General features: G+C 69.9%; 20 protein-coding genes. 9 read left to right on the forward strand and 11 right to left on the reverse strand.

Going from position 1 to position 18706, the window contains the following annotated elements; all coding sequences use genetic code 11:
- Both I8N67_RS24640 and I8N67_RS24645 read right to left on the reverse strand, forming a co-directional pair.
- Positions 1-223: hypothetical protein (locus tag I8N67_RS24640; protein ID WP_200305600.1), on the reverse strand; the 223-nt coding region annotated here is incomplete at its 3' end.
- A gap of 260 nt (positions 224-483) precedes the next feature.
- Positions 484-1140 carry a formylglycine-generating enzyme family protein gene (locus I8N67_RS24645; protein WP_234046230.1) on the reverse strand — a complete coding sequence of 219 codons (657 nt, stop codon included), beginning with the start codon at positions 1138-1140 and terminating at the stop codon, positions 484-486.
- A gap of 346 nt (positions 1141-1486) precedes the next feature.
- On the opposite strand from I8N67_RS24645, the gene I8N67_RS24650 reads away from it, so the two are divergent.
- On the forward strand, positions 1487-2641 hold the full coding sequence (locus I8N67_RS24650) for a sugar ABC transporter substrate-binding protein (RefSeq protein WP_307835362.1): 1155 nt from the start codon (positions 1487-1489) through the stop codon (positions 2639-2641).
- Positions 2642-2696: 55 nt separating this feature from the next.
- Here I8N67_RS24650 and I8N67_RS24655 read toward each other — a convergent pair whose 3' ends face one another.
- From I8N67_RS24655 to I8N67_RS24665, 3 genes are read right to left on the reverse strand one after another with little or no spacing between them, the layout of a single operon-like run.
- Positions 2697-3572, reverse strand: coding sequence for a transglutaminase family protein (locus I8N67_RS24655; protein ID WP_200305691.1), 876 nt, complete (start codon positions 3570-3572; stop codon positions 2697-2699).
- Between the two features lie 8 nt (positions 3573-3580).
- The gene (locus tag I8N67_RS24660; RefSeq protein WP_200305606.1) at positions 3581-4516 is read right to left on the reverse strand and encodes an alpha-E domain-containing protein; all 936 of its coding nucleotides are present in this window, start codon (positions 4514-4516) and stop codon (positions 3581-3583) included.
- Positions 4513-6057: a circularly permuted type 2 ATP-grasp protein gene (locus tag I8N67_RS24665; protein ID WP_200305608.1), complete on the reverse strand. Its 1545-nt coding sequence runs from the start codon at positions 6055-6057 to the stop codon at positions 4513-4515. Before I8N67_RS24665 ends, I8N67_RS24660 begins: the two co-directional genes overlap by 4 nt.
- A gap of 389 nt (positions 6058-6446) precedes the next feature.
- Between I8N67_RS24665 and I8N67_RS24670 the strand changes: the two genes are divergently transcribed.
- Positions 6447-7526 carry a helix-turn-helix transcriptional regulator gene (locus I8N67_RS24670; protein WP_200305609.1) on the forward strand — a complete coding sequence of 360 codons (1080 nt, stop codon included), beginning with the start codon at positions 6447-6449 and terminating at the stop codon, positions 7524-7526.
- A 27-nt stretch (positions 7527-7553) separates the two neighbouring features.
- Here I8N67_RS24670 and I8N67_RS24675 read toward each other — a convergent pair whose 3' ends face one another.
- On the reverse strand, positions 7554-8567 hold the full coding sequence (locus I8N67_RS24675) for a helix-turn-helix transcriptional regulator (RefSeq protein WP_372443795.1): 1014 nt from the start codon (positions 8565-8567) through the stop codon (positions 7554-7556).
- 116 nt (positions 8568-8683) lie between these two features.
- On the opposite strand from I8N67_RS24675, the gene I8N67_RS24680 reads away from it, so the two are divergent.
- A complete protein-coding gene (locus I8N67_RS24680; protein ID WP_200305695.1) occupies positions 8684-8866 on the forward strand; it encodes a hypothetical protein in 183 nt (60 codons plus the stop codon).
- A gap of 6 nt (positions 8867-8872) precedes the next feature.
- Positions 8873-9208, forward strand: a complete 336-nt coding sequence (locus I8N67_RS24685) for a Rieske (2Fe-2S) protein (RefSeq protein WP_200305611.1) — start codon at positions 8873-8875, stop codon at positions 9206-9208.
- Positions 9209-9405: 197 nt separating this feature from the next.
- Here the strand turns inward: I8N67_RS24685 and I8N67_RS24690 are convergent, their stop codons facing one another.
- Entirely contained in the window at positions 9406-9819 is a 414-nt protein-coding gene (locus tag I8N67_RS24690) for a pyridoxamine 5'-phosphate oxidase family protein (protein WP_200305614.1), read from the reverse strand.
- Between the two features lie 150 nt (positions 9820-9969).
- Here I8N67_RS24690 and clpB point away from each other — a divergent pair, with 150 nt between their 5' ends.
- Positions 9970-12618 carry an ATP-dependent chaperone ClpB gene (clpB, locus tag I8N67_RS24695; RefSeq protein WP_200305616.1) on the forward strand — a complete coding sequence of 883 codons (2649 nt, stop codon included), beginning with the start codon at positions 9970-9972 and terminating at the stop codon, positions 12616-12618.
- Positions 12619-12827: 209 nt separating this feature from the next.
- Positions 12828-13373 (forward strand): YbjN domain-containing protein, encoded by a 546-nt coding sequence (locus I8N67_RS24700; RefSeq protein ID WP_200305618.1) that lies wholly within the window; start codon positions 12828-12830, stop codon positions 13371-13373.
- Positions 13374-13650: 277 nt separating this feature from the next.
- Here I8N67_RS24700 and I8N67_RS24705 read toward each other — a convergent pair whose 3' ends face one another.
- Positions 13651-14220, reverse strand: a complete 570-nt coding sequence (locus tag I8N67_RS24705) for an ATP-binding protein (protein ID WP_200305620.1) — start codon at positions 14218-14220, stop codon at positions 13651-13653.
- A 176-nt stretch (positions 14221-14396) separates the two neighbouring features.
- Here I8N67_RS24705 and I8N67_RS24710 point away from each other — a divergent pair, with 176 nt between their 5' ends.
- The 3 genes from I8N67_RS24710 to I8N67_RS24715 are packed head-to-tail and all read left to right on the forward strand — an operon-like array spanning position 14397 to position 15674.
- On the forward strand, positions 14397-15314 hold the full coding sequence (locus tag I8N67_RS24710; protein WP_200305697.1) for a helix-turn-helix domain-containing protein: 918 nt from the start codon (positions 14397-14399) through the stop codon (positions 15312-15314).
- Entirely contained in the window at positions 15274-15408 is a 135-nt protein-coding gene (locus tag I8N67_RS42885) for a DUF397 domain-containing protein (protein ID WP_307835363.1), read from the forward strand. The genes I8N67_RS24710 and I8N67_RS42885 overlap by 41 nt, the downstream gene beginning before the upstream one ends.
- Positions 15409-15446: 38 nt before the next feature.
- A complete protein-coding gene (locus I8N67_RS24715) occupies positions 15447-15674 on the forward strand; it encodes a hypothetical protein (RefSeq protein WP_200305622.1) in 228 nt (75 codons plus the stop codon).
- Here I8N67_RS24715 and I8N67_RS24720 read toward each other — a convergent pair whose 3' ends face one another.
- The 3 genes from I8N67_RS24720 to I8N67_RS24730 form a co-directional block, all read right to left on the reverse strand.
- Positions 15675-16580, reverse strand: coding sequence for a LysR family transcriptional regulator (locus I8N67_RS24720; protein WP_200305624.1), 906 nt, complete (start codon positions 16578-16580; stop codon positions 15675-15677).
- A 125-nt stretch (positions 16581-16705) separates the two neighbouring features.
- Positions 16706-17647 (reverse strand): dihydrodipicolinate synthase family protein, encoded by a 942-nt coding sequence (locus I8N67_RS24725; RefSeq protein WP_200305626.1) that lies wholly within the window; start codon positions 17645-17647, stop codon positions 16706-16708.
- Between the two features lie 29 nt (positions 17648-17676).
- Positions 17677-18462: an SDR family oxidoreductase gene (locus I8N67_RS24730; RefSeq protein WP_200305628.1), complete on the reverse strand. Its 786-nt coding sequence runs from the start codon at positions 18460-18462 to the stop codon at positions 17677-17679.
- Positions 18463-18706 lie beyond the last annotated feature (244 nt).

The following is an 18706-nucleotide window of genomic DNA, read 5'->3' on the forward strand; positions in this document are numbered from 1 at the left end:
CCGACGGCGTCGCCAGCGTCGCCAGTGCCGCCAGTGCCGCCAGCGTCGCCAGCGTCGCCAGTGCCGCCTGCGCCGACACCGCCGTCCGCATCGCCCTCGGCAGCTCCCTCAGCGGCTCCCCAGACATCTCCTCCGGCGTCGGCCTCGACCACACAGCCGCCGACGTCAGCACCACCGAGAGCACCGCAGACAGCACCACCGTCAGCACCGCAGACAGCACCACCGACATCCCCCACAGCCGCCGCCGCCCGTTCCCGCAGCACCCCCAACCCCGGCGGCACCCCCACCACCCCCCAAGCCACCCCCCAAGCCCCCGGCCAGGCACGCCGCACGGGCCCCGCCCGCCCGGCCCCGCAGCAAGGGCCGAGCGCCGGCCCGGACCCCAACCGGCGCGGCAGATAGGCCCCCTCAGCCGGCCCCCTCAGCCGGCCCCCTCAGCCGCCCCCTCAGCCGCTCCCTCATCCGTCCCCGCAGTCGTCCCCCTCACCCCGCCCCCGACCGCGCCACCCTGAACCCCACGTCGTCCACCCGGAACGTCGGATGGCTACGGCGCCGTACCGACGCCCGGCAGCTCCAGTGCTCGTCGAACCAGCCCCCGCCGCGCAGGACCCGGTAGGTGCCGTAGACGTCGGGGTCGTAGAGGTCCCAGCACCACTCCCAGACGTTGCCGAGCATGTCGTGCAGGCCCCAGGGGTTGGGGCGTCTGGTGCCGGACTCGTGGAGGCGGTCGGCGGAGTTGGCGCGGTGCCAGGCGATGTCGTCGAGGGGGCCGTAGCGGGGGCCGGTCGTCCCCGCGCGGCAGGCGTGCTCCCACTCCGCCTCGGTGGGCAGGCGGTAGCCGTCGGCGCCGGGGAGGCGTTCGGCCGTCTCCTCACCGTTCAGTTCGTATACGGGGGTCAGCCCCGCCGACGCCGAGAGCGCGTTGCAGAAGCGGACCGCGTCCCACCATGAAATGTTCACGCTGGGTAACCGGTCGGAGGGCGGCGGCAGGCCCAGTACGCGGTCGTACGCCTCGCGGGTGACCGTCTGGGCGGCGAGGCGGTACGGAGTGAGGTCCACCACCCACCTGTGGTCGGTCCGTCGGTCGGAAAGGGTCACCGAACCCCCGGGAACGTTGATCATCCCGGTCGCTGTCGTCATGTCCGCGTCCATCCGAGGGAGCCTAGCCACCCCGCTGACCTGGCACGCCGTACACGAGGAACCCGGCCACGGGTGGCGTGCGGCACAACTGCCTCAACTGCCCCAACTGGCGGCCGTACGGCGGCCGTTCGCCCTGGGGGGCTCCCGGCGGCAGCCGTCGACTCGTGTCACGTGACGGTCGCGCGGCGACACAGAGGGGCCGTTGCTCTACCCTCTTCAGACCGAGACCACACCAGGCTGTTGTCATCTCGTTAAGTGATTACTCCTTGACGCTGAGGTGGTCACCGCGTTGGCTTTCAGCCACCTGGGTCGCAGTGCCTGCACCCACGCCCGGAAGGCCCTTGATGTGAACCCCCGTACCACCGGCTACACCCCCAGCATCCGTATACGTCGTCACACCGCACTGCGTCGCACCGCCGTCTCCCTCGCCGCCTCCGCCGCGGCGGTCTCCCTCGCCGCCTGCGGGGTCGTGGACGTCGGGGACAGCGTCGAGGCGAGCCCCACGAAGGGTGACGACATCACGGTGGGTGTGCTGTTCCCCGACAAGGACACCAAGCGGTACGAGCAGTTCGACTACCCCAACATCAAGAAGAAGATCGCCGAGCTGACCGACAACAAGGGTGTCACCGAGTACGCCAACGCGGAGAAGGACCAGGAGACCCAGAACCGCCAGATGGAGCAGATGGTGGAGGACAAGGTCGACATCATCATCGTCGACGCCGTCGACTCCAAGACCATCGAGCCCGCCGTGCAGACGGCGCACGACGCGGGCGTCCCCGTCATCGCCTACGACCGGCTGGCCCAGGGCCCGATCGACGGCTATGTCTCCTTCGACAACCAGCTCGTGGGGCAGGTGCAGGGCCGCTCGCTGGTCGAGGACCTGGGTGACAGCGCCGCCAACAAGATCGTCATGATGAACGGGTCGACCACCGACCCGAACGCCGCCATGTTCAAGGAGGGCGCCCTCTCCGAGCTCCAGGACAAGGTGACGATCTCCGAGACGTACGACACCAAGGACTGGGACCCGGCCGTCGCCAAGGTCAACATGGAGAAGGCCGTCGCCAAGCTCGGCATCGACAACATCGACGCCGTCTACGCCGCCAACGACGGCATCGCCGGTGCCGTCATCGACGTGCTGAAGACCGCCGGGGTCGCCAAGGTGCCGCCGGTCACCGGGCAGGACGCCGACCTGGACGCGGTGCAGCGGATCGTCTCGGGCGACCAGTACATGACGGTGTACAAGTCCTTCCCGCTGCAGGCGAGCGCCGCCGCCGAGATGGCCGTCGCCAAGGTCCAGGGCCGCTCCATCGAGTTCGACGCCCTCACCACCGACAGCATCGACTCCCCGACCACCAAGAACATCCCCGCCCAGTTGGTGCCCCCGATCGCGCTGACCAGGAAGAACATCGAGGACACGGTCATCCAGGACGGCATCTACACCGTCAAGCAGATCTGCACGAGCGACTTCAAGGCGGACTGCGACGCGATCGACCTGAACTAGCGGGTCCGGCGGGACCGGTCCGGGCCGGCTCGGCCGGCCCCCGGCTTCGGCCCCCTCACGCCACCCGCGTGAACTCGATCGTCACCTCCGGCGGCCCCCCGGCCACCCCCCGGTAGATGCCCTTGTGCGGGGTCACGTCGTCGTAGTCGCGGCCGCGGCCCACGACGACGTGGGACTCGTCGGCGGGGACGCGGTTGGTGGGGTCGTAGCCGGTCCAGTCGCCCGCCCAGTACTCGATCCACGCGTGGCTCTGCCCGGCGACGGGCCGGTGGAGTTCGGCCTCGCGCTCGGGGTGGAGGTAGCCGGAGACGTAGCGGGTGGGCAGGCCGAGGGCGCGCAGCATGCCGAGGGTGAGGTGGGCGATGTCCTGGCAGACGCCCGCCCCCTGCTCCCACGCCTCGGTCGCGCTGGTGTGCACGCCGGTGGCGCCCGGCACGTACGCCACATGGTCGGCGACCATCGACGACACCGCGACCGCCGTCTCGTGCAGGTCGAGCCCGGCGGCCACCGCCCGCGCCCGCTCGACCAGCTCGGCCGGGACCGCCGTACGGCCGGTCGCGGTCAGGTACTCCAGGAGGCGGGAGCCGGCGGTCGCCGAGGTGACCTCCGCCCAGGCGGGCGCGTGCGGCAGCGGCTCCGGCGGTGATGTCTCCACCAGGCTGGACGCGGTGATCGTCAGGTCGGAGTGGGGGTCGATGAGGTCGAAGCCGGTGACCTGGGTGCCCCAGTAGTCCCAGTACGACCAGGTCGGCGTCGAGGGGTTCACCAGCACGCGGGCGTCCAGCGTGGTCTGGTGGGGGAGGGTCAGCGGGGTCATGCGGACCTCGTTGTGCGAGGAGGCCGCGGGCTGGGCGTAGGCGACGCGGGTGATGTGCCGGATGCGCAGGCGCCGGGTCGCCCTCGTGGCCGGGGTCGGGGTCGGGGATGTCATGGTGCTGCTCACGCGCCTTCCTGGGCCCACTCGACGGGGCCCTGGTACGGGAAGAACTTCTCGGCCACCGCCTCCGCCGAGGCCATGCACGCCTGCTGCAGGTCCCGCAGCAGTACGGGCAGTCCGGCTTCCAGGGCCTCGGAGTCGAGATATTCGAGGTGGGTGCGCAGGGCACCGATCGGGCGGCGGGCCGGGTCCTGGCGGGGGCGGCCGAGCGCGGCCAGGCACTCCTCGGCCGTGGTCAGCGCGTGCAGCGCCGAGCGCGGGAAGGCCCGGTCGAGCAGCAGGAACTCGGCCACCTTCGGACTGTCGCCGAAGCCGCCGTGCACGCGCGCGTACGCCTCGTCGGCGCCGCTGGCGCTCAGCAGGGTCGGCCAGTCGGGCGCGTGCGCCGCGTCGAGGACGCGCACGGACAGCAGCCGTACGGTCATGTCCACGCGCTCCAGGCTGCGGCCGAGGACGACGAAACGCCAGCTGTCGTCGCGGCTCATCGTCGAGTCGGCGAGGCCGAAGAAAAGCGCCGCCCGGCGTCGTACCAGCTCCAGATAGGCGTACGGGCCGCCGGTGCGGCGGGCGGCCGTCCGCTGGTCGGCGAGGGCGTGCCAGGTGGAGTTCAGGCACTCCCACATCTCGGAGGAGACGGCCTCGCGGGCGCTGCGGGCGTTGAGGCGGGCCGCCCCGAGCGCGCCCTCGATGGAGCCCGTCGAGCGGGCGTCGAAGGCCAGCTGGTCCAGCACCTGCTGCATGTCGCAGTGCTGGTCGGGCGCGTCCACGCCGAGGATCGCGTACAGCGAGCGGCAGGCCACGTCCTCGTCGCGCCAGGGGTCTTCGAGGAGGCGGTGGAGGTAGGCGTCGAGGATGCGGCCGGTGGCGTCGGCCCGCTCCACGTACCGCCCCGTCCAGGTCAGGGCCTCGGCTATCCGGGAGAGGATCACGTCGTTCACTGTTGTTGCGCCCCTTCCTGTACGACGGTGCCGGCGCCGTCGGGCCCGAGCTGGCGCGGCGCCTTCTCCAGCAAGGGGCCGCCGACCTCCTCGGACGGCTGCTCGGCGGGTCCCTCGGCGAGCACCCAGGTGTCCTTGGAGCCGCCGCCCTGGCTGGAGTTGACGATGAGGTTGCCCTCCTGGAGGGCGACCCGGGTCAGTCCGCCGGGCAGGACCCACACCTCGTCGCCGTCGTTCACGGCGAAGGGCCGCAGGTCGATGTGGCGCGGGGCCATGCGTTCGCCCGCGAGGGTGGGGGAGGTGGACAGGGCGACCGGCCGCTGCGCGATCCAGCCGCGCGGGTCGGCGGCCACGGCCTGCCGGGTGCGCTCCAGTGTCTCCCGGTCGGCCTTCGGCCCGATGACGATGCCCTGCCCGCCGGCCCCGTCGACCGGTTTGATCACCAGCTGGTCGATCTGGTCGAGCACGGCCTCCAACTGTCCGGGCTCGTCCGGCCGGAAGGACTCGACGTTCGGCAGAATCGGTTCCTCGGAGAGGTAGTAGCGGATGAGATCCGGGACGTACGTGTAGAGGAGCTTGTCGTCCGCGATGCCGTTGCCCACGGCGTTCGCCAGCGTGACGTTGCCGGCCATGGCGGCGCCCATGATGCCCGGGCAGCCGATCACCGAGTCGGGCCGGAAGTGGAGCGGATCGAGGAAGTCGTCGTCGAGCCGCCGGTATACGACATGGACCGGCATCTCCCCGCGTGTGGTCCGCATCCACACCCGGTTGCCCCGGCAGACCAGGTCGTGGCCCTCGACCAGCTGGACGCCCATCAGACGGGCCAGCAGGGCGTGTTCGAAGTAGGCGGCGTTGCTGGGGCCCGGGGTGAGGACGACGACGCGCGGGTCACCGATGGAGCCGGGCGCGGCGGCCCTGAGCGCGGCCAGCAGCTTCTGCGCGTAGCCGTCGACGGGCACGACGTGCTGCTCCGCGAAGAGCGACGGGAGCACCCGCGTCATCGCCCGCCGGTTCTCGATGACGTACGAGACCCCGGACGGCACCCGGACGTTGTCCTCCAGCACCCGGAAGTCGCCCGCCTCGTCCCGGACCAGATCGATGCCGGCGACATGGATACGGACCCCGCCGGGAGGCTCCACCCCGTGCGCGGCCCGGTGGAAGTGCGGGGAGTTGAGCAGCAGCCGCCACGGCACGACCCCGTCCTCGAACGCCCGGCACGGCCCGTAGGCGTCGGCGAGGTACGCCTCCAGCGCCCGTACGCGCTGGGCGACCCCGCGCTGGATGAGGTCCCACTCCAGCGCGTCCAGAATCCGTGGCACCAGGTCCAGCGGCCATGGTCTCTCCTCGCCCGCGAACGCGTACGTCACGCCCCGGTCGGTGAAGGCCCGCGCCATCTGGTCCGCCCTGAACCGCAGTTCGGCGGGCTCGATGGGCTGGAGAGCCGCCAGGACCGGCTCATAGGCGGCCCTGACCTCCCCCGGCCGCTCAAACATCTCGTCCCACGCGTCGGCCAACGCGTACGCGTCAAATATGTCCGCCATGGCCCGACGGTAAGCGCGACCCGTAACGGCCTGGTCACGACGGCATTTCCGGCAGCTTGCGGGGACGGCGGCGACCTGGGGAAACGGAGGGTTTGAAGTACGGCCCGGCGGGGGAGCGGAGGGGTCCGCTCAGCGGTTCGGCCGATCCGCGCACTTCGGCCCTGTACTCCACCCGGTGATCGACCCCGATCAGCTTCACCCACCCTGCACAGGACCCGCGTTCCGCCGCCATCTTCAGCTTGTTGCAAAGCGAACTGCCTGAGGGGTGAAGGTATCCGATCACAACGGGTCGAACAGGGACGAAGAGATGGTGCGGTCGTGTTGCGGAGCCGGTGCGGGCCGCGCATAGTTGCGCTGCGAACAGGCTGGAACCGGGGGTGAATTGGGTGATGGCCGGGCACGTGACCGAGGAGCATCCGCATGGCGCCGACCGGCTCTGCGCGGCCGGGGACCGCTTGTACTCCAGAGCCGTACGGCGGGGCCGCGTCCCGCGCGAGGACGCCGACACCGTGCCCTGCCTGGTCGAACTCGCCCTGCTGCACCCCGACCCCGACGACATGGGCTGGCTGGTGCCCACCTCCCCGCAGGAGGTCATGACCCGGCTGCTGCGCGGCGTCCACGCGGAGGTCAGCGCCAGTCAGGCCCGGATGGGCGCGGCGGTCGACGCCGTCGAGTGGTACGCGGGCCTCGGCGGCTCCCGGGCCCTGAAGCCGACGGACAGCACGGCGATCCGGGTGCTCGACGGGCTGTCCCGCATCCGGGCGGCGATCGACGAGGCCACCGACCGCTGCACCACGGAGGTACTGACCGTCCAGCCCGGCGGCATCCGGCGCGAGGACGAGCTGCGCGAGGGGCTGCACCGGGCGATGGCGATGTGCCGCCGGGGGGTGCGCATGCGGGACCTGTACACGCATGTGGCCCGCCACGGGCAGGGCCTGCACAACTACATGGAGCTGATGGGCGGCGCGACGCAGGCCCGCACCCTGGACGAGGTCGTCGAACGCCTCATCGTCTTCGACCGCACGGTGGCCTTCATCCCCGCCAACAGCGACCGGACCATGGCCCTGGAGATCCGCCACCCGGCCCTCGTCGACTACCTGGTCACCGTCTTCGAACGGCTCTGGCGCCTCGGCATCCCGCTGGCCGCGCCCCTCCCGTCGACCGGCATCACCGGCATCACCCATCGGGAGCGTTCCATCGCCGCGATGCTCGCCGAGGGCCATCAGGACGCGGTGGTCGCCGAACGGCTCGGCATCAGCGTCCGCACCTGCCGGGCCCACATCGCCCGCCTCTCCGAGCGCCTCGGCGCCGCCAGCCGTACGCAGCTGGGCGTCCGCATAGCCCAGGCCGGCCTCGACGGCCCACCCCGCCCGTCGACCCCGGACGACCTGGCCGCCCTGTCCTCCCCGGCGCCTACCGCTCCGGCTCCGGCTCCGGTTCGCGCTCCGGAATCCCCGACCCCCCGATGAGACAACCGAGCCGCGCCCGCCTCCGCGTCATTCCTCCTGGTTCAGAATCCCCGACTGGGCTATGAGGTAGCCGAGTTGGGCCCTGCTACCGCTGCCGAGCGACGTCGCCAGCTTGGCTATGTGGGCGCGGCAGGTGCGTACGTTCATGCCGAGGCGACGGGCGATGGCCTCGTCTACGTGGCCCTCGATGAGGAGCTTGGCGATGGAGTGCTGGATGTCGGTGATGCCGTCGGGGGCGGTTTCGTAGGGGGCGCCGGCGTTCAGCGGGACCGACCGGCCCCACATGAACTCGAAGACCTTGACCAGGTAACGGACGAGGCCGGGGTGGCGCAGCTCCAGAGCGACTTGCCGGTCGTCCCGGACGGGGATGAAGGCGACGGTCTCGTCGCAGATGATCAGCCGCTCGACGAGCTCGTCGATCGTGCGGATCTCCACCTTGCCGTCGCCGATCTGGTCGATGTACGCCAGTCGCTCCGGGCTGTACCGGGCGGTGTGCTGGTACAGGGTGCGCAGCCGCACCCCGCGTTCGATCAGCGGCCGGTCGCGCTCCAGTCCCTCGATGAGCCGCTGGTCGGGGCGGCGGCGGCCGCTCGGCTGGACGGTGAGCATCTCGGTCTGGCACTCGGCCGTGGCCAGATCGAGTGCCGTGTTGATGCGGTCCAGGCCTTCCAGGACTGTGATCGAGTGGGTGGGCGACGACCCCTGGGCGGTGAGTGCCATGAAGGGTTCGAAGGCATCGGAGAGCTCGACCGACAGCCGTCGGCGCTCGCTGATCTCGCGCTCTATGGGGGTGAGCCGCTGAGCCAGGGCGACCAGGGGGGCGACGGGGCGCAGCCAGCCGGTGTCGTCAGGGTCGGGATGAAGGAGCGCGAACTCCATCAGGCAGGGCACGGACTCCACGTCCGTGCGAGCTATACGTCCCGTCCGCAGGGCGTTCGCGTAGAGGCGTCCGCCTTCCTCGCACAGCTCGGTCACTGGATGGGGATGCGTCGCTTTAGTTCGGTTTGTCACCAAATCTCTACCCCCCAGGGTCCTGAACATGCAGGAACATGATGCATCGATTATGTGGCCATGACGTGCCCGAATGAGTCATCGTCATACCCGACGGGGGAAGAGGGGACCTTCAAGTGAGGACGAAGCCGACTATGCGTAACAGAATGCTTCGCTCGGTGCTTGTCGCCGCCTTCTCCACCGTTGTGGCTCTCGGGGCGCTGAGCGGCCTTTCCGGTGCGGAGAGCGGTGATCGCCCGGCGAACGGTGACGAGGTGACGACGGCCATCGCGGCAGCGGATGCCAGTGGCACCGGGGAGACCGGCGAACAAGACAGCGTCTGGGACTGAACTGACATGACGACTCCTCCCGACGACCGATCCTTCCGACGCGAAATGGCCACCGCCTACCGCTCCGGTTGGCACTTCATCGACCTGGCCACCGCCATCCCCCACAGCGGTGACTCGTTGATGGTGACCGTGTTCGGTGAGCCGGTGGTGGTGACCCGGGACGAGGACGAGGACATCCGGGCGTACCGGTGTCTGCGGCGTCCGCGCGGCGCGCCGCAGCCAGTGCGGTGTGCCGTTCGGTACGGGATGGTCTTCGTCAATCTCGACCAGCGCGACCACCGGCTCCCCGAGCCGGAGACCCAGGCCTCCAGGGCCGTCTCAGCCACCCCCCGCAGTGCCTGAAGCGATTCCCCCGTCGTTTCAAATCGCTCAGGCGCTTCCCCCCCAGCAGCGGCGTCACCGTGACCTGAACACGGTGACGCCGCTGCAGGCTTTGGGGGACATTTCAGGATGGCCACCGGTATGGGCATAGGCCGACCTGCCCCCTCCCGCCCTCTCCTCTGTCCGAAAAAAGGCCAACCGGAAGCGGTCGGTGACCGTCAGCCGCGTCCCAGCGCCGCCGTCAGTCCGATCTCTATGACCACCCGGGCCGGGTTCGGCCGAGGCTCCCTGCCGTACCGCTCCGCGTACCGCCGCTCCGCCTCCGCGACCCGCTCCCGGTCCTCGTGGACGAACGCGCGCCCCTCCAGCGTCGCCCAGCGCCCGCCCTCCACCTGACATACGGCGACCCGGGCGCCCTCCGCCCCGGCCGCGCGCACATTCCGTGCCTTCAGGCTCGTCGTGAAGGTGATCACCCGAGCGAGCCGCGCCCCGGGATCGTATGTAACCCCGACCGGCACCACATGGGGGCTGCCGTCGGCGCGGAGGGTGGTCAGTGTGCAGAGATGGCGCTCCTGCCAGAAGCGGAGATACTCGGCGTCCGGGTCACCCGGGTCCACTCGGTGTGTGCTCACGGTCCTGGAATCTAGCGGTGATGCCACGTACGCGGTCAACGCGGTTCCCGGTATGCCTCCCCACTCCATCTTGAGTGGAATAGACTCAACTTTATGCACGTTGCCCAAGTCACCATGACCGACGACTGACGCAAGGAGGGAAGCGCGAACGTGGACGCCGAGCTGACCAACAGGAGCCGGGACGCGATCAACGCGGCCAGCACCCGGGCCGTGTCCGAGGGGAACCCGGACTTCACCCCTGCCCACCTGCTGCTGGCTCTGCTCCAGGGGCAGGCCGGGGAGGCGAGCGAGAACATCACCGACCTGCTCGCCGCGGTCGACGCCGACCAGGCGGCCGTACGCCTCGGCGCCGAGAAGATCGTGGCCGCGCTGCCCAGCGTGACCGGGTCCACCGTGTCGCCGCCCCAGCCCAACCGCGAACTGCTGAGCGTGGTCGCCGAGGCCCAGGCCAAGGCGAAGGAGCTCGGGGACGAGTACGTCTCCACCGAGCACCTCCTCATCGGGATCGCCGCGAAGGGCGGACAGGCCGGGGACGTACTCTCCCGGCAGGGGGCGGACGCCAGGAAGTTGCAGGAGGCGTTCCAGAAGGCCAGGGGAGGACGTCGGGTGACCACAGCCGATCCGGAGGGGTCGTACAAGGCCCTGGAGAAGTTCGGCACCGACTTCACCGCCGCCGCGCGCGAGGGCAAGCTCGACCCGGTCATCGGCCGGGACCAGGAGATCCGGCGCGTCGTGCAGGTGCTGTCCCGCCGTACGAAGAACAACCCGGTCCTCATCGGCGAGCCCGGCGTCGGCAAGACCGCCGTCGTCGAGGGCCTCGCCCAGCGGATCATCAAGGGTGACGTGCCCGAGTCCCTGAAGAACAAGCGGCTCGTCGCGCTGGACCTCGGCGCCATGGTCGCCGGGGCCAAGTACCGGGGCGAGTTCGAGGAGCGGCTGAAGACGGTCCTCGCGGAGATCAAGAACTCCGACGGGCAGATCGTCACCTTCATCGACGAGCTGCACACCGTCGTCGGCGCGGGCGCGGGCGGCGACTCCGCCATGGACGCCGGCAACATGCTGAAGCCGATGCTGGCCCGCGGTGAGCTGCGCATGGTCGGCGCCACCACCCTCGACGAGTACCGCGAGCGCATCGAGAAGGACCCGGCGCTGGAGCGCCGCTTCCAGCAGGTGCTGGTCGCCGAGCCGACCGTCGAGGACACCATCGCCATCCTGCGCGGCCTCAAGGGCCGCTACGAGGCCCACCACAAGGTCGTGATCGCGGACGCGGCGCTGGTCGCCGCCGCCACCCTCTCCGACCGGTACATCACCTCCCGCTTCCTGCCCGACAAGGCCATCGACCTCGTCGACGAGTCGGCCTCCCGGCTGCGCATGGAGATCGACTCCTCGCCCGTCGAGATCGACGAGCTCCAGCGGTCCGTGGACCGGCTCCGCATGGAGGAGATGGCCCTCGACAAGGAGACCGACGCCGCCTCCCGCGATCGCCTGGAGAAGCTGCGCCGCGACCTCGCCAACAAGGAGGAGGAGCTGCGGGGCCTCACCGCCCGCTGGGAGAAGGAGAAGCAGTCCCTCAACGCCGTCGGTGAACTGAAGGAGAAGCTCGACGAGTTGCGCGGCCAGGCCGAACGCGCCCAGCGCGACGGCGACTTCGACACTGCCTCCAAGCTCCTCTACGGCGAGATCCCCACGCTGGAGCGGGCGTTGGAGGAGGCCTCCGAGGCCGAGGAGGAGGCCGCGGCGTCCAAGAACACCATGGTCAAGGACGAGGTCGGCGCCGACGACATCGCGGACGTCGTCGCCTCCTGGACCGGCATCCCGGCGGGCCGCCTCCTGGAGGGCGAGACCCAGAAGCTGCTCCGTATGGAGGACGAGCTGGGCCGCCGTCTGATCGGCCAGAGCGAGGCCGTGCGGGCCGTCTCCGACGCCGTACGACGCTCCCGCGCCGGCATCTCCGACCCCGACCGCCCCACCGGCTCCTTCCTCTTCCTCGGCCCGACGGGCGTCGGCAAGACGGAACTCGCGAAGGCGCTGGCCGACTTCCTCTTCGACGACGAGCGGGCCATGATCCGCATCGACATGTCGGAGTACGGCGAGAAGCACAGCGTGGCCCGGCTGGTCGGTGCCCCGCCGGGCTACATCGGCTACGAGGAGGGCGGCCAGCTCACCGAGTCCGTACGGCGCAGGCCGTACAGCGTGGTGCTCCTGGACGAGGTGGAGAAGGCCCACCCGGAGGTCTTCGACATCCTCCTCCAGGTCCTGGACGACGGCCGACTCACCGACGGTCAGGGCCGGACGGTCGACTTCCGCAACACGATCCTGATTCTCACGTCGAACCTGGGCAGCCAGTATCTGGTGGACCCGGTCACCAGTGAGACGGAGAAGAAGCAGCAGGTCCTCGAAGTGGTCCGGGCCTCCTTCAAGCCGGAGTTCCTCAACCGCCTGGACGACCTCGTCGTCTTCTCCGCGCTGGACAAGGCGGAGCTGGAGCGCATCGCCCGCCTCCAGCTCGACCGCCTGGCCAAGCGCCTCGCCGACCGCCGCCTGACCCTCGACGTCACCCCCGAGGCCCTCACCTGGCTGGCCGACGAGGGCAACGACCCGGCCTACGGCGCCCGCCCCCTGCGCCGCCTCGTCCAGACCGCCATCGGCGACCGCCTCGCCAAGAAGATCCTCTCCGGCGAGGTGAAGGACGGCGACACGGTCCGCGTCGACACGTCCGGCGAGGGCGAGGGGCTGATCGTGGGGCCGGTCCCGCCCGTCCCGCCCGTCCCGCCGGAGCCTCCGGCCAAGACGCTGTAGCCCGGAGCGATCATCCTGGTCGCGGCCCCTGGGGCAGGTGCCCCGGGGCCGCGCCGGGATTACGGCGCTTTGTCGCTGATCCGTCACACAGCGCGAAGCCTGTCCGTGGCGGAGGTTGCCGCTCAGGGGCGAAGAGAGAGAGGGTGGGACGTATGCGTCTGGTCCCAGCGATGGCCGGACGAGCCAGACGACCGCAGGAGTCTCCAGATATGTCCATCGACCCGTCCTCGATTCCGAACTTCGGGGGCCAGCCCGAGCCGCAGCCCCAGGGTGGACCGGCGGGCCCCGTCGTCCCGGATCAGGACCTTGTGAAGCAGCTCCTGGACCAGATGGAGCTGAAGTACGTCGTCGACGACGAGGGTGACCTCGCGGCGCCGTGGGAGGAATTCCGTACGTACTTCATGTTCCGTGGCGAGGGTGACCAGCAGGTCTTCTCGGTACGCACGTTCTACGACCGCCCGCACCAGATCGATGAGAAGCCGGCCCTGCTGGAGTCCATCGACGACTGGAACCGTCGCACCCTGTGGCCCAAGGTCTACAGCCACACCCACGACGACGGTACGGTCCGTCTCATCGGCGAGGCCCAGCTGCTGATCGGCACGGGCGTCAGCCTGGAGCACTTCGTCTCGTCGACGGTCAGCTGGGTGCGGGCCGCCATCGAGTTCGACAAGTGGCTCGTCGAGCAGCTCGGCCTGGCCGAGGAAGTCGACGAGGCGGACGAGAAGACCGACAAGCCCGACAGCGACGACGAGTAGACGAGCAGTCGTCCCCGTAGACGCACGAGAGCCCGGCCAGGGCGCCGACCACCACGCCGGCGCCCCACGGCCGGGCTCTCGCCGTCCACGCGAGCGGCGCTGCGACCGGCAGCACCAGCGAGCACCGCCACCGTCGGCCCGTGCGACCGGGAGAGCCTCGCGAGACCGGCCAGGCCACCCGGCCACCCCCGGCGCCCGGGCCGTCGACAGCACGACGCAATGGGTGGCGGCCTCCACAGCGGGACGAGCGCGGTACCGGCCGCCGGGCCGTGCGGCGTCATCCGGACGTTGTCGCGGTCGAAGCAGACGTACCCGGGCCGCTGGTCCGCCATCGAGGTGGCTCGATGGGCACCAGCACCTCCGCCCATACCGTCTTGCCCACGGGTCGACGAGGCCCCGCCCCCCAGCGCACGGCCAGGGCGTCCACCAGGAGCAGTCCGCGACCGGACTCGCCCTCGGGGTGCGACGAGGGCGGAGCCGTGGGCGGTCGCTTCCCGGAGGCGGCGTCCGCGACCTCGACACGAACCAGGCCCGCGGCCGCGTCGAGGGCGAGCCGGAGGCCGAAGTCCCGTCCGGGAACCCGTCCGTGCCGCACGGCGTTCGCGGCGAGCTCGCCGACGACGAGGGCGACCGTGCACGACGCGTCGGACGCCGCCGGGTAGCCCCACTCCTCCATACGCCGGACGGCGAGCCGCCGCGCGAACCGCGCACCTCGCGGCGAGGAGACGAACTGCTCCGCGAGTGCGGGGAGTTCGCGTCCCCTGTCGGCGAGCGCGGCGGGTTCCGCCACAAGGGGCGCGGCGCCCGGCCGCGGCTCGTCTCCCGGGTTGATCGTTCCTGTCAGCACGGCTTGTCCGTCCTTGTCTGTCGGGCTGAGGCGTCCCGCGACGTACACCAATCGTCACGTTCCGTGTCCAAGGGTCGTCCGATCGCCCTACGCTCGACAGGTGACACAGCCTTATTTTTTAGGCCGTAAGGAACGGAAGTGACGCTTTGGCCAACGGAATTGACCCCAGCGTGTCGATGGCGGCGCTGTTCGGCGCGCGGGTGCGCAGGCTCCGTACGGCGGCCGGACTGACCCAGGCCGAGCTCGGCGACAGAACGCACGTCGTGAGCACGCGGATCACACAGATCGAGCGGGCGTCCGGGGCGAAACCGACGCTGGACCTGGCGCGTGCGCTGGACGCGGCCCTCGGCGCGGACGACCTGCTGGTCGAGTTGTGGCCGTACGTGTACCGGGAGGCGTTTCCGGACTGGTCGCGGAAGTTCATGGAGTACTCGGAGCGGGCGGTGGCGATCCGCGAGTGCGCGGCTCATGTGGTGCCTGGCTTGTTGCAGACGGAGGACTACGCACGGGCGGTGCTGCGAGTCGGTCGAACACTCGGCAGCAAGGAGCAGTTGGAAGAGCGGGTCGCCCTTCGCATGGGACGGCAGGAGCGCCTCGTCAGGCCCGATCGCCCCGAGCTGTGGGTGGTTCTGGACGAGGCGGTGCTCAGGCGTCCGGTCGGAGGCCAGGTGGTGATGCGTGAGCAGTTGGCGCGGCTGCTCAGGACCTCGGCGGAGCGTCACATCACTGTGCAGGTACTGCCCTTCGACCAGGGCGAGCACGATGTCATGGGCGGCTCGCTCACGGTACTCACCATGCCGGACGGCTCGGAGATCGCCTACACGGAGGGCGCGCACTACGGCCAACTCATCGAGGATCCGGACGAGGTCAGGAGCTTCGCGCTGACCTACGATCGGCTGCGGGCGGCAGCTCTGCCCCCGCTCATGTCGCTCGACATGATCCGATCCGTGATGGAGGACAACCACCGTGGAGCGAAGGTCCCGTCCCGATCTGAACGGCGTCGCCTGGCGCAAGAGCAGCTACAGCAATCAGGAGGGCGGCAACTGCGTGGAGGTGGCCGACGGATTCCAGGCGGCCGTCGTCCCGGTCCGTGACAGCAAGGTCCCGCACGGTCCGGCCCTGTGCTTCGAAGCCGCCTCCTGGGCCGTCTTCATAGGCGAGCTGAAGGCCGGGGACCACCGTCGCTGAGCCGACCGGGCTCCGGTCGCTGTCCGTCTTCCGGGCCCTTGTCCGCGAGGGTCCGGCGGGCCGCTGACCTTCTCAAGGAACCGGGGAGGGACGCGATCGCGCTCGTCGACTCCTCGGGCAGGACGGTCACGGCGGTGGCCCGGGAACTCGGCATCAGCTCCGGGTCCCCGCGCGGCTGGTACCGCAGGGCGAAGGCGGACCGAGGCGAGGGCACTGCCGGCGAACTGACCATCGCCAGGACCCACAAGCAATCGGGTGGCGCGTGATCACAAGCGGAGCGCTTCTTCGGGCAGGTCCCGTTCTGCGGTCAGCGGCAGCTCCAGAGCGGTGAGCATGTCCCGGTAGCGTTCCGCCAGTTGGGAAGGGAGCTTTCTGCTGAACACCACCAATTCCCGGAAGCAGCCGGACCCTATCCGCCGGGCGTGACGCGACCAGCGAAGTGGCAGCGCGTTCTCCGGTGTCACCGTCACACCGATCCCCTCGACCGCGAACAGGAGCGCCGCCGAGACCTGGCCGGTGCGCGCCACGGTACGCGGAGTGAACCCGAAGTGGTCCGCCAGGCGGTTCACCACTTCGCTCATGCCCTGTTCGGGCTCGTAGAGCACCCAGTCGGCAGCGGCCAGTTCGGCCGGGTCCGCCGATGTGTCCGACGGGTACTCGGCGGAGCCGGTCACCACCATCTCCTCGTACCCGAGGGAACAGACCGGCCCTTCCCACGTGTCGGGTCGTGGACCGACCGCGATGTCGCCCTGGCCGCCGCGCATGGCCTCTTCGAGGTCCCGACGGTGTGAGTAGTCGTGCAGCCGCAGCACTGTCTCGGGGTACGTCGAGTGCCAGCGCGCCGCGGAGGGCGGCAGGATGCCCGAGGCGACGGACCGTACGGTCAGGACATGGACGTCACCCTTGCGGCCCTCCACCACCTCGCGTACCGAGTCCTGGGCGTCCTGAACGGCGCGGAGGGCGTCCTGCGCCCGCGGCAGGAAGACCCGGCCGGCGGGGGTCAGGGTCACTCCCTGCCTGCCACGTTCCAGCAGAACCGCGCCCAGCTCCTTCTCCAGAGCCGCGATCTGTTGGGAGAGCGAGGGCTGCGTGACATAGAGCCGCGCAGCCGCTCCGCTGAAGGAGCCCGCCTCCCACACCGCGAGGAAGTACTCGAGCTGACGTAGCTGCATCTGGTCAAGTTACTCGAGCGGGACGTCCCTCGTCCCGCATGCGGTGAGCCGATACCGGTCGGCACACACCCGCAACCGGTTCTCCTCGGCGATCCTGCCGCCGTTGTGCCGCAAGTCCGCGCAGGTCAGCGAGGTGTTGCCACTGCGACCCTGTTGTCCTTGCGGGCCAGTCGCGTCAGCAGGTAGTCGACCTCGGTGCGGGCACGTGCGGACAACGCCGCCCCGGGCTTGCGCTGGGTGTCGGAGGCCAGGATGCCGCGACGCTTCATGACGTACTTGCGCACGGCCAGGCCGACGCCCGGTTGCTGTTCGTAGCGCAGCAGGGGCAGGTGGGTGTCGAAGACGTCATGGGCGGCGTCACGATCGCCGGCGGCGGTGTGGCGTACCACGTCGACGAGGAGTTCGGGCACGCAGTAGCCCGTCATGGCACCGTCCGCTCCGCGCTCTGTCTCGAAGTCCAGGAAGAGGCCGCCGTTTCCGCACAGGATCGACAGCCGGGGCATCGCTCCGTCGGCCTGTAGTCGCCGGAGTGCGCTGATCTTTTCCAGGCCCGGCCAGTCCTCGTGTTTCAGCATCACGCATCCGGGCGCGAGGCCGGCGATGCGAGCGATGACGGCGGGGGACATGACGACGGAGAAGGAAAGCGGGTAGTCCTGGATCACGAACGGCACGTCCTCGCCGATGGCGTTGGACGCTCCCTCGTAGTAGCTCACGATCTGGTCGTCGGACCGGAGTGTGTTCGGCGGAGCGATCATGACACCGTCGGCGCCGGCTGACATGACGTCCACGGTCAGGGCGCGCATGGCGGCGTAGCCGGGTGCGGAGACGCCCACGATGATCGGCAGATCGGTGCGCTTGATGACGTGCTGGACGATGTGCACGCTTTCCTCGTGGGACAGCTTGGGGGCTTCACCCATCTGGCCCAGCAGGGTCAATCCGGTGACCCCGGTGGATCCGTAGAAATCGATCAGTCGGCTGAGTGAATCGAAGTCGATCGCACCCGATTCGTCGAAGGGTGTCGGCGCGATGGCGTAGACGCCATTGGTGTCGCGGGTCAGCGGTGCCATTGTTGCCTCCTTGAGTTCTGATTTCTTTTTCAGAGGCTTGCGATGAGGCCGCCGTCGACGCGCATGACCGAGCCCGTGATGTAAGAGGCCTGGTTGCTTGCGAGAAAGGCGACGGCGGCGGCGTATTCATGCGGTTCGCCGTAGCGGCCCACGGGGATCGAAGCGAGGCTCTCGGCGGAGGTCGCCTCGACGGACCTGCCCTCCCGCTCGGCCCGGGCCTGGTCGAGGAACTTGATCCGCTGGGTGCCGATCCGGCCGGGAACGACCACGTTGCAGGTGACGCCGTCGGCCGCCACTTCCCGGGCCAGCGTCTTGGACCAGCCGAGCAGGCTGCTACGCAGGGCGTTCGACAGCCCGAGGTTGGGGATGGGGGCGATCACGCCGGAACTGGCGCTGGTGATGATCCTTCCCCAGCCGCGGCTCCGCATCAGCGGCGCGACCCTGTCGGTGATCGCGATCACCGACAGCACCATGGACTGGAAGTGCTTCAGCCAGATCTCCGGATCCTGCCCGCCAACCAGCGAGGGCGGCGGCCCTCCCGTGTTGTTGACCAGGATGTCCACGGGGCCGAGGACTTCCTCGACCGCGCTGATGTGCTGGTCGATCGCGCCCAGGTTTCCGAGGTCCCATTCCAGGGACATGGCCTTTCCACCGGTGCCGGCCACCGCTTCGGCGGTGCGCTCAGCGGCCTGTGGACTGATGTCCGCCACGGCGACACCGGCGCCCTCCGCGGCAAGAGCCTGCGCGATGGCGCCGCCGAGACCCCCACCTCCGCCCAGTACCAGTGCGGTCCTGCCTGAAATTCCCAGATCCACAGCTTCACTCCTAGGGTGAGGGCGCTGTTCCTCGGCCGTACGGAGGCCGTACGGGCGGCGGCGTCCACCGTTTCCGGACTACTCTGCCATGGGGCTGTCGTGGCCCTCCAATAGGAATTCCTCGCGAGACGCATAAGGGATGCCTATGCGCCGATGATGGGAAATGGGCGTTGCCCACGTGAAGATGGGTGGGGAAATGAGTGTTTCGGTCCGCCGATTCCCGACGCATGCTCATGGCATTAAC

It is taken from the genome of Streptomyces adelaidensis (genome assembly GCF_016598475.1).
Classification (GTDB): domain Bacteria; phylum Actinomycetota; class Actinomycetes; order Streptomycetales; family Streptomycetaceae; genus Streptomyces; species Streptomyces adelaidensis.

Coding starts and splice junctions, on each gene's coding strand:
- I8N67_RS24645 (WP_234046230.1), bottom strand. CDS start 1,140: ATGACGACAGCGACCGGGATGATCAACGTTCCCGGGGGTTCGGTGACC.
- I8N67_RS24655 (WP_200305691.1), bottom strand. CDS start 3,572: ATGACATCCCCGACCCCGACCCCGGCCACGAGGGCGACCCGGCGCCTG.
- I8N67_RS24665 (WP_200305608.1), bottom strand. CDS start 6,057: ATGGCGGACATATTTGACGCGTACGCGTTGGCCGACGCGTGGGACGAG.
- I8N67_RS24670 (WP_200305609.1), top strand. CDS start 6,447: ATGGCCGGGCACGTGACCGAGGAGCATCCGCATGGCGCCGACCGGCTC.
- I8N67_RS24675 (WP_372443795.1), bottom strand. CDS start 8,567: ATGTTCAGGACCCTGGGGGGTAGAGATTTGGTGACAAACCGAACTAAA.
- I8N67_RS24680 (WP_200305695.1), top strand. CDS start 8,684: ATGCTTCGCTCGGTGCTTGTCGCCGCCTTCTCCACCGTTGTGGCTCTC.
- I8N67_RS24685 (WP_200305611.1), top strand. CDS start 8,873: ATGACGACTCCTCCCGACGACCGATCCTTCCGACGCGAAATGGCCACC.
- I8N67_RS24700 (WP_200305618.1), top strand. CDS start 12,828: ATGTCCATCGACCCGTCCTCGATTCCGAACTTCGGGGGCCAGCCCGAG.
- I8N67_RS24710 (WP_200305697.1), top strand. CDS start 14,397: ATGGCGGCGCTGTTCGGCGCGCGGGTGCGCAGGCTCCGTACGGCGGCC.
- I8N67_RS24720 (WP_200305624.1), bottom strand. CDS start 16,580: ATGCAGCTACGTCAGCTCGAGTACTTCCTCGCGGTGTGGGAGGCGGGC.
- I8N67_RS24725 (WP_200305626.1), bottom strand. CDS start 17,647: ATGGCACCGCTGACCCGCGACACCAATGGCGTCTACGCCATCGCGCCG.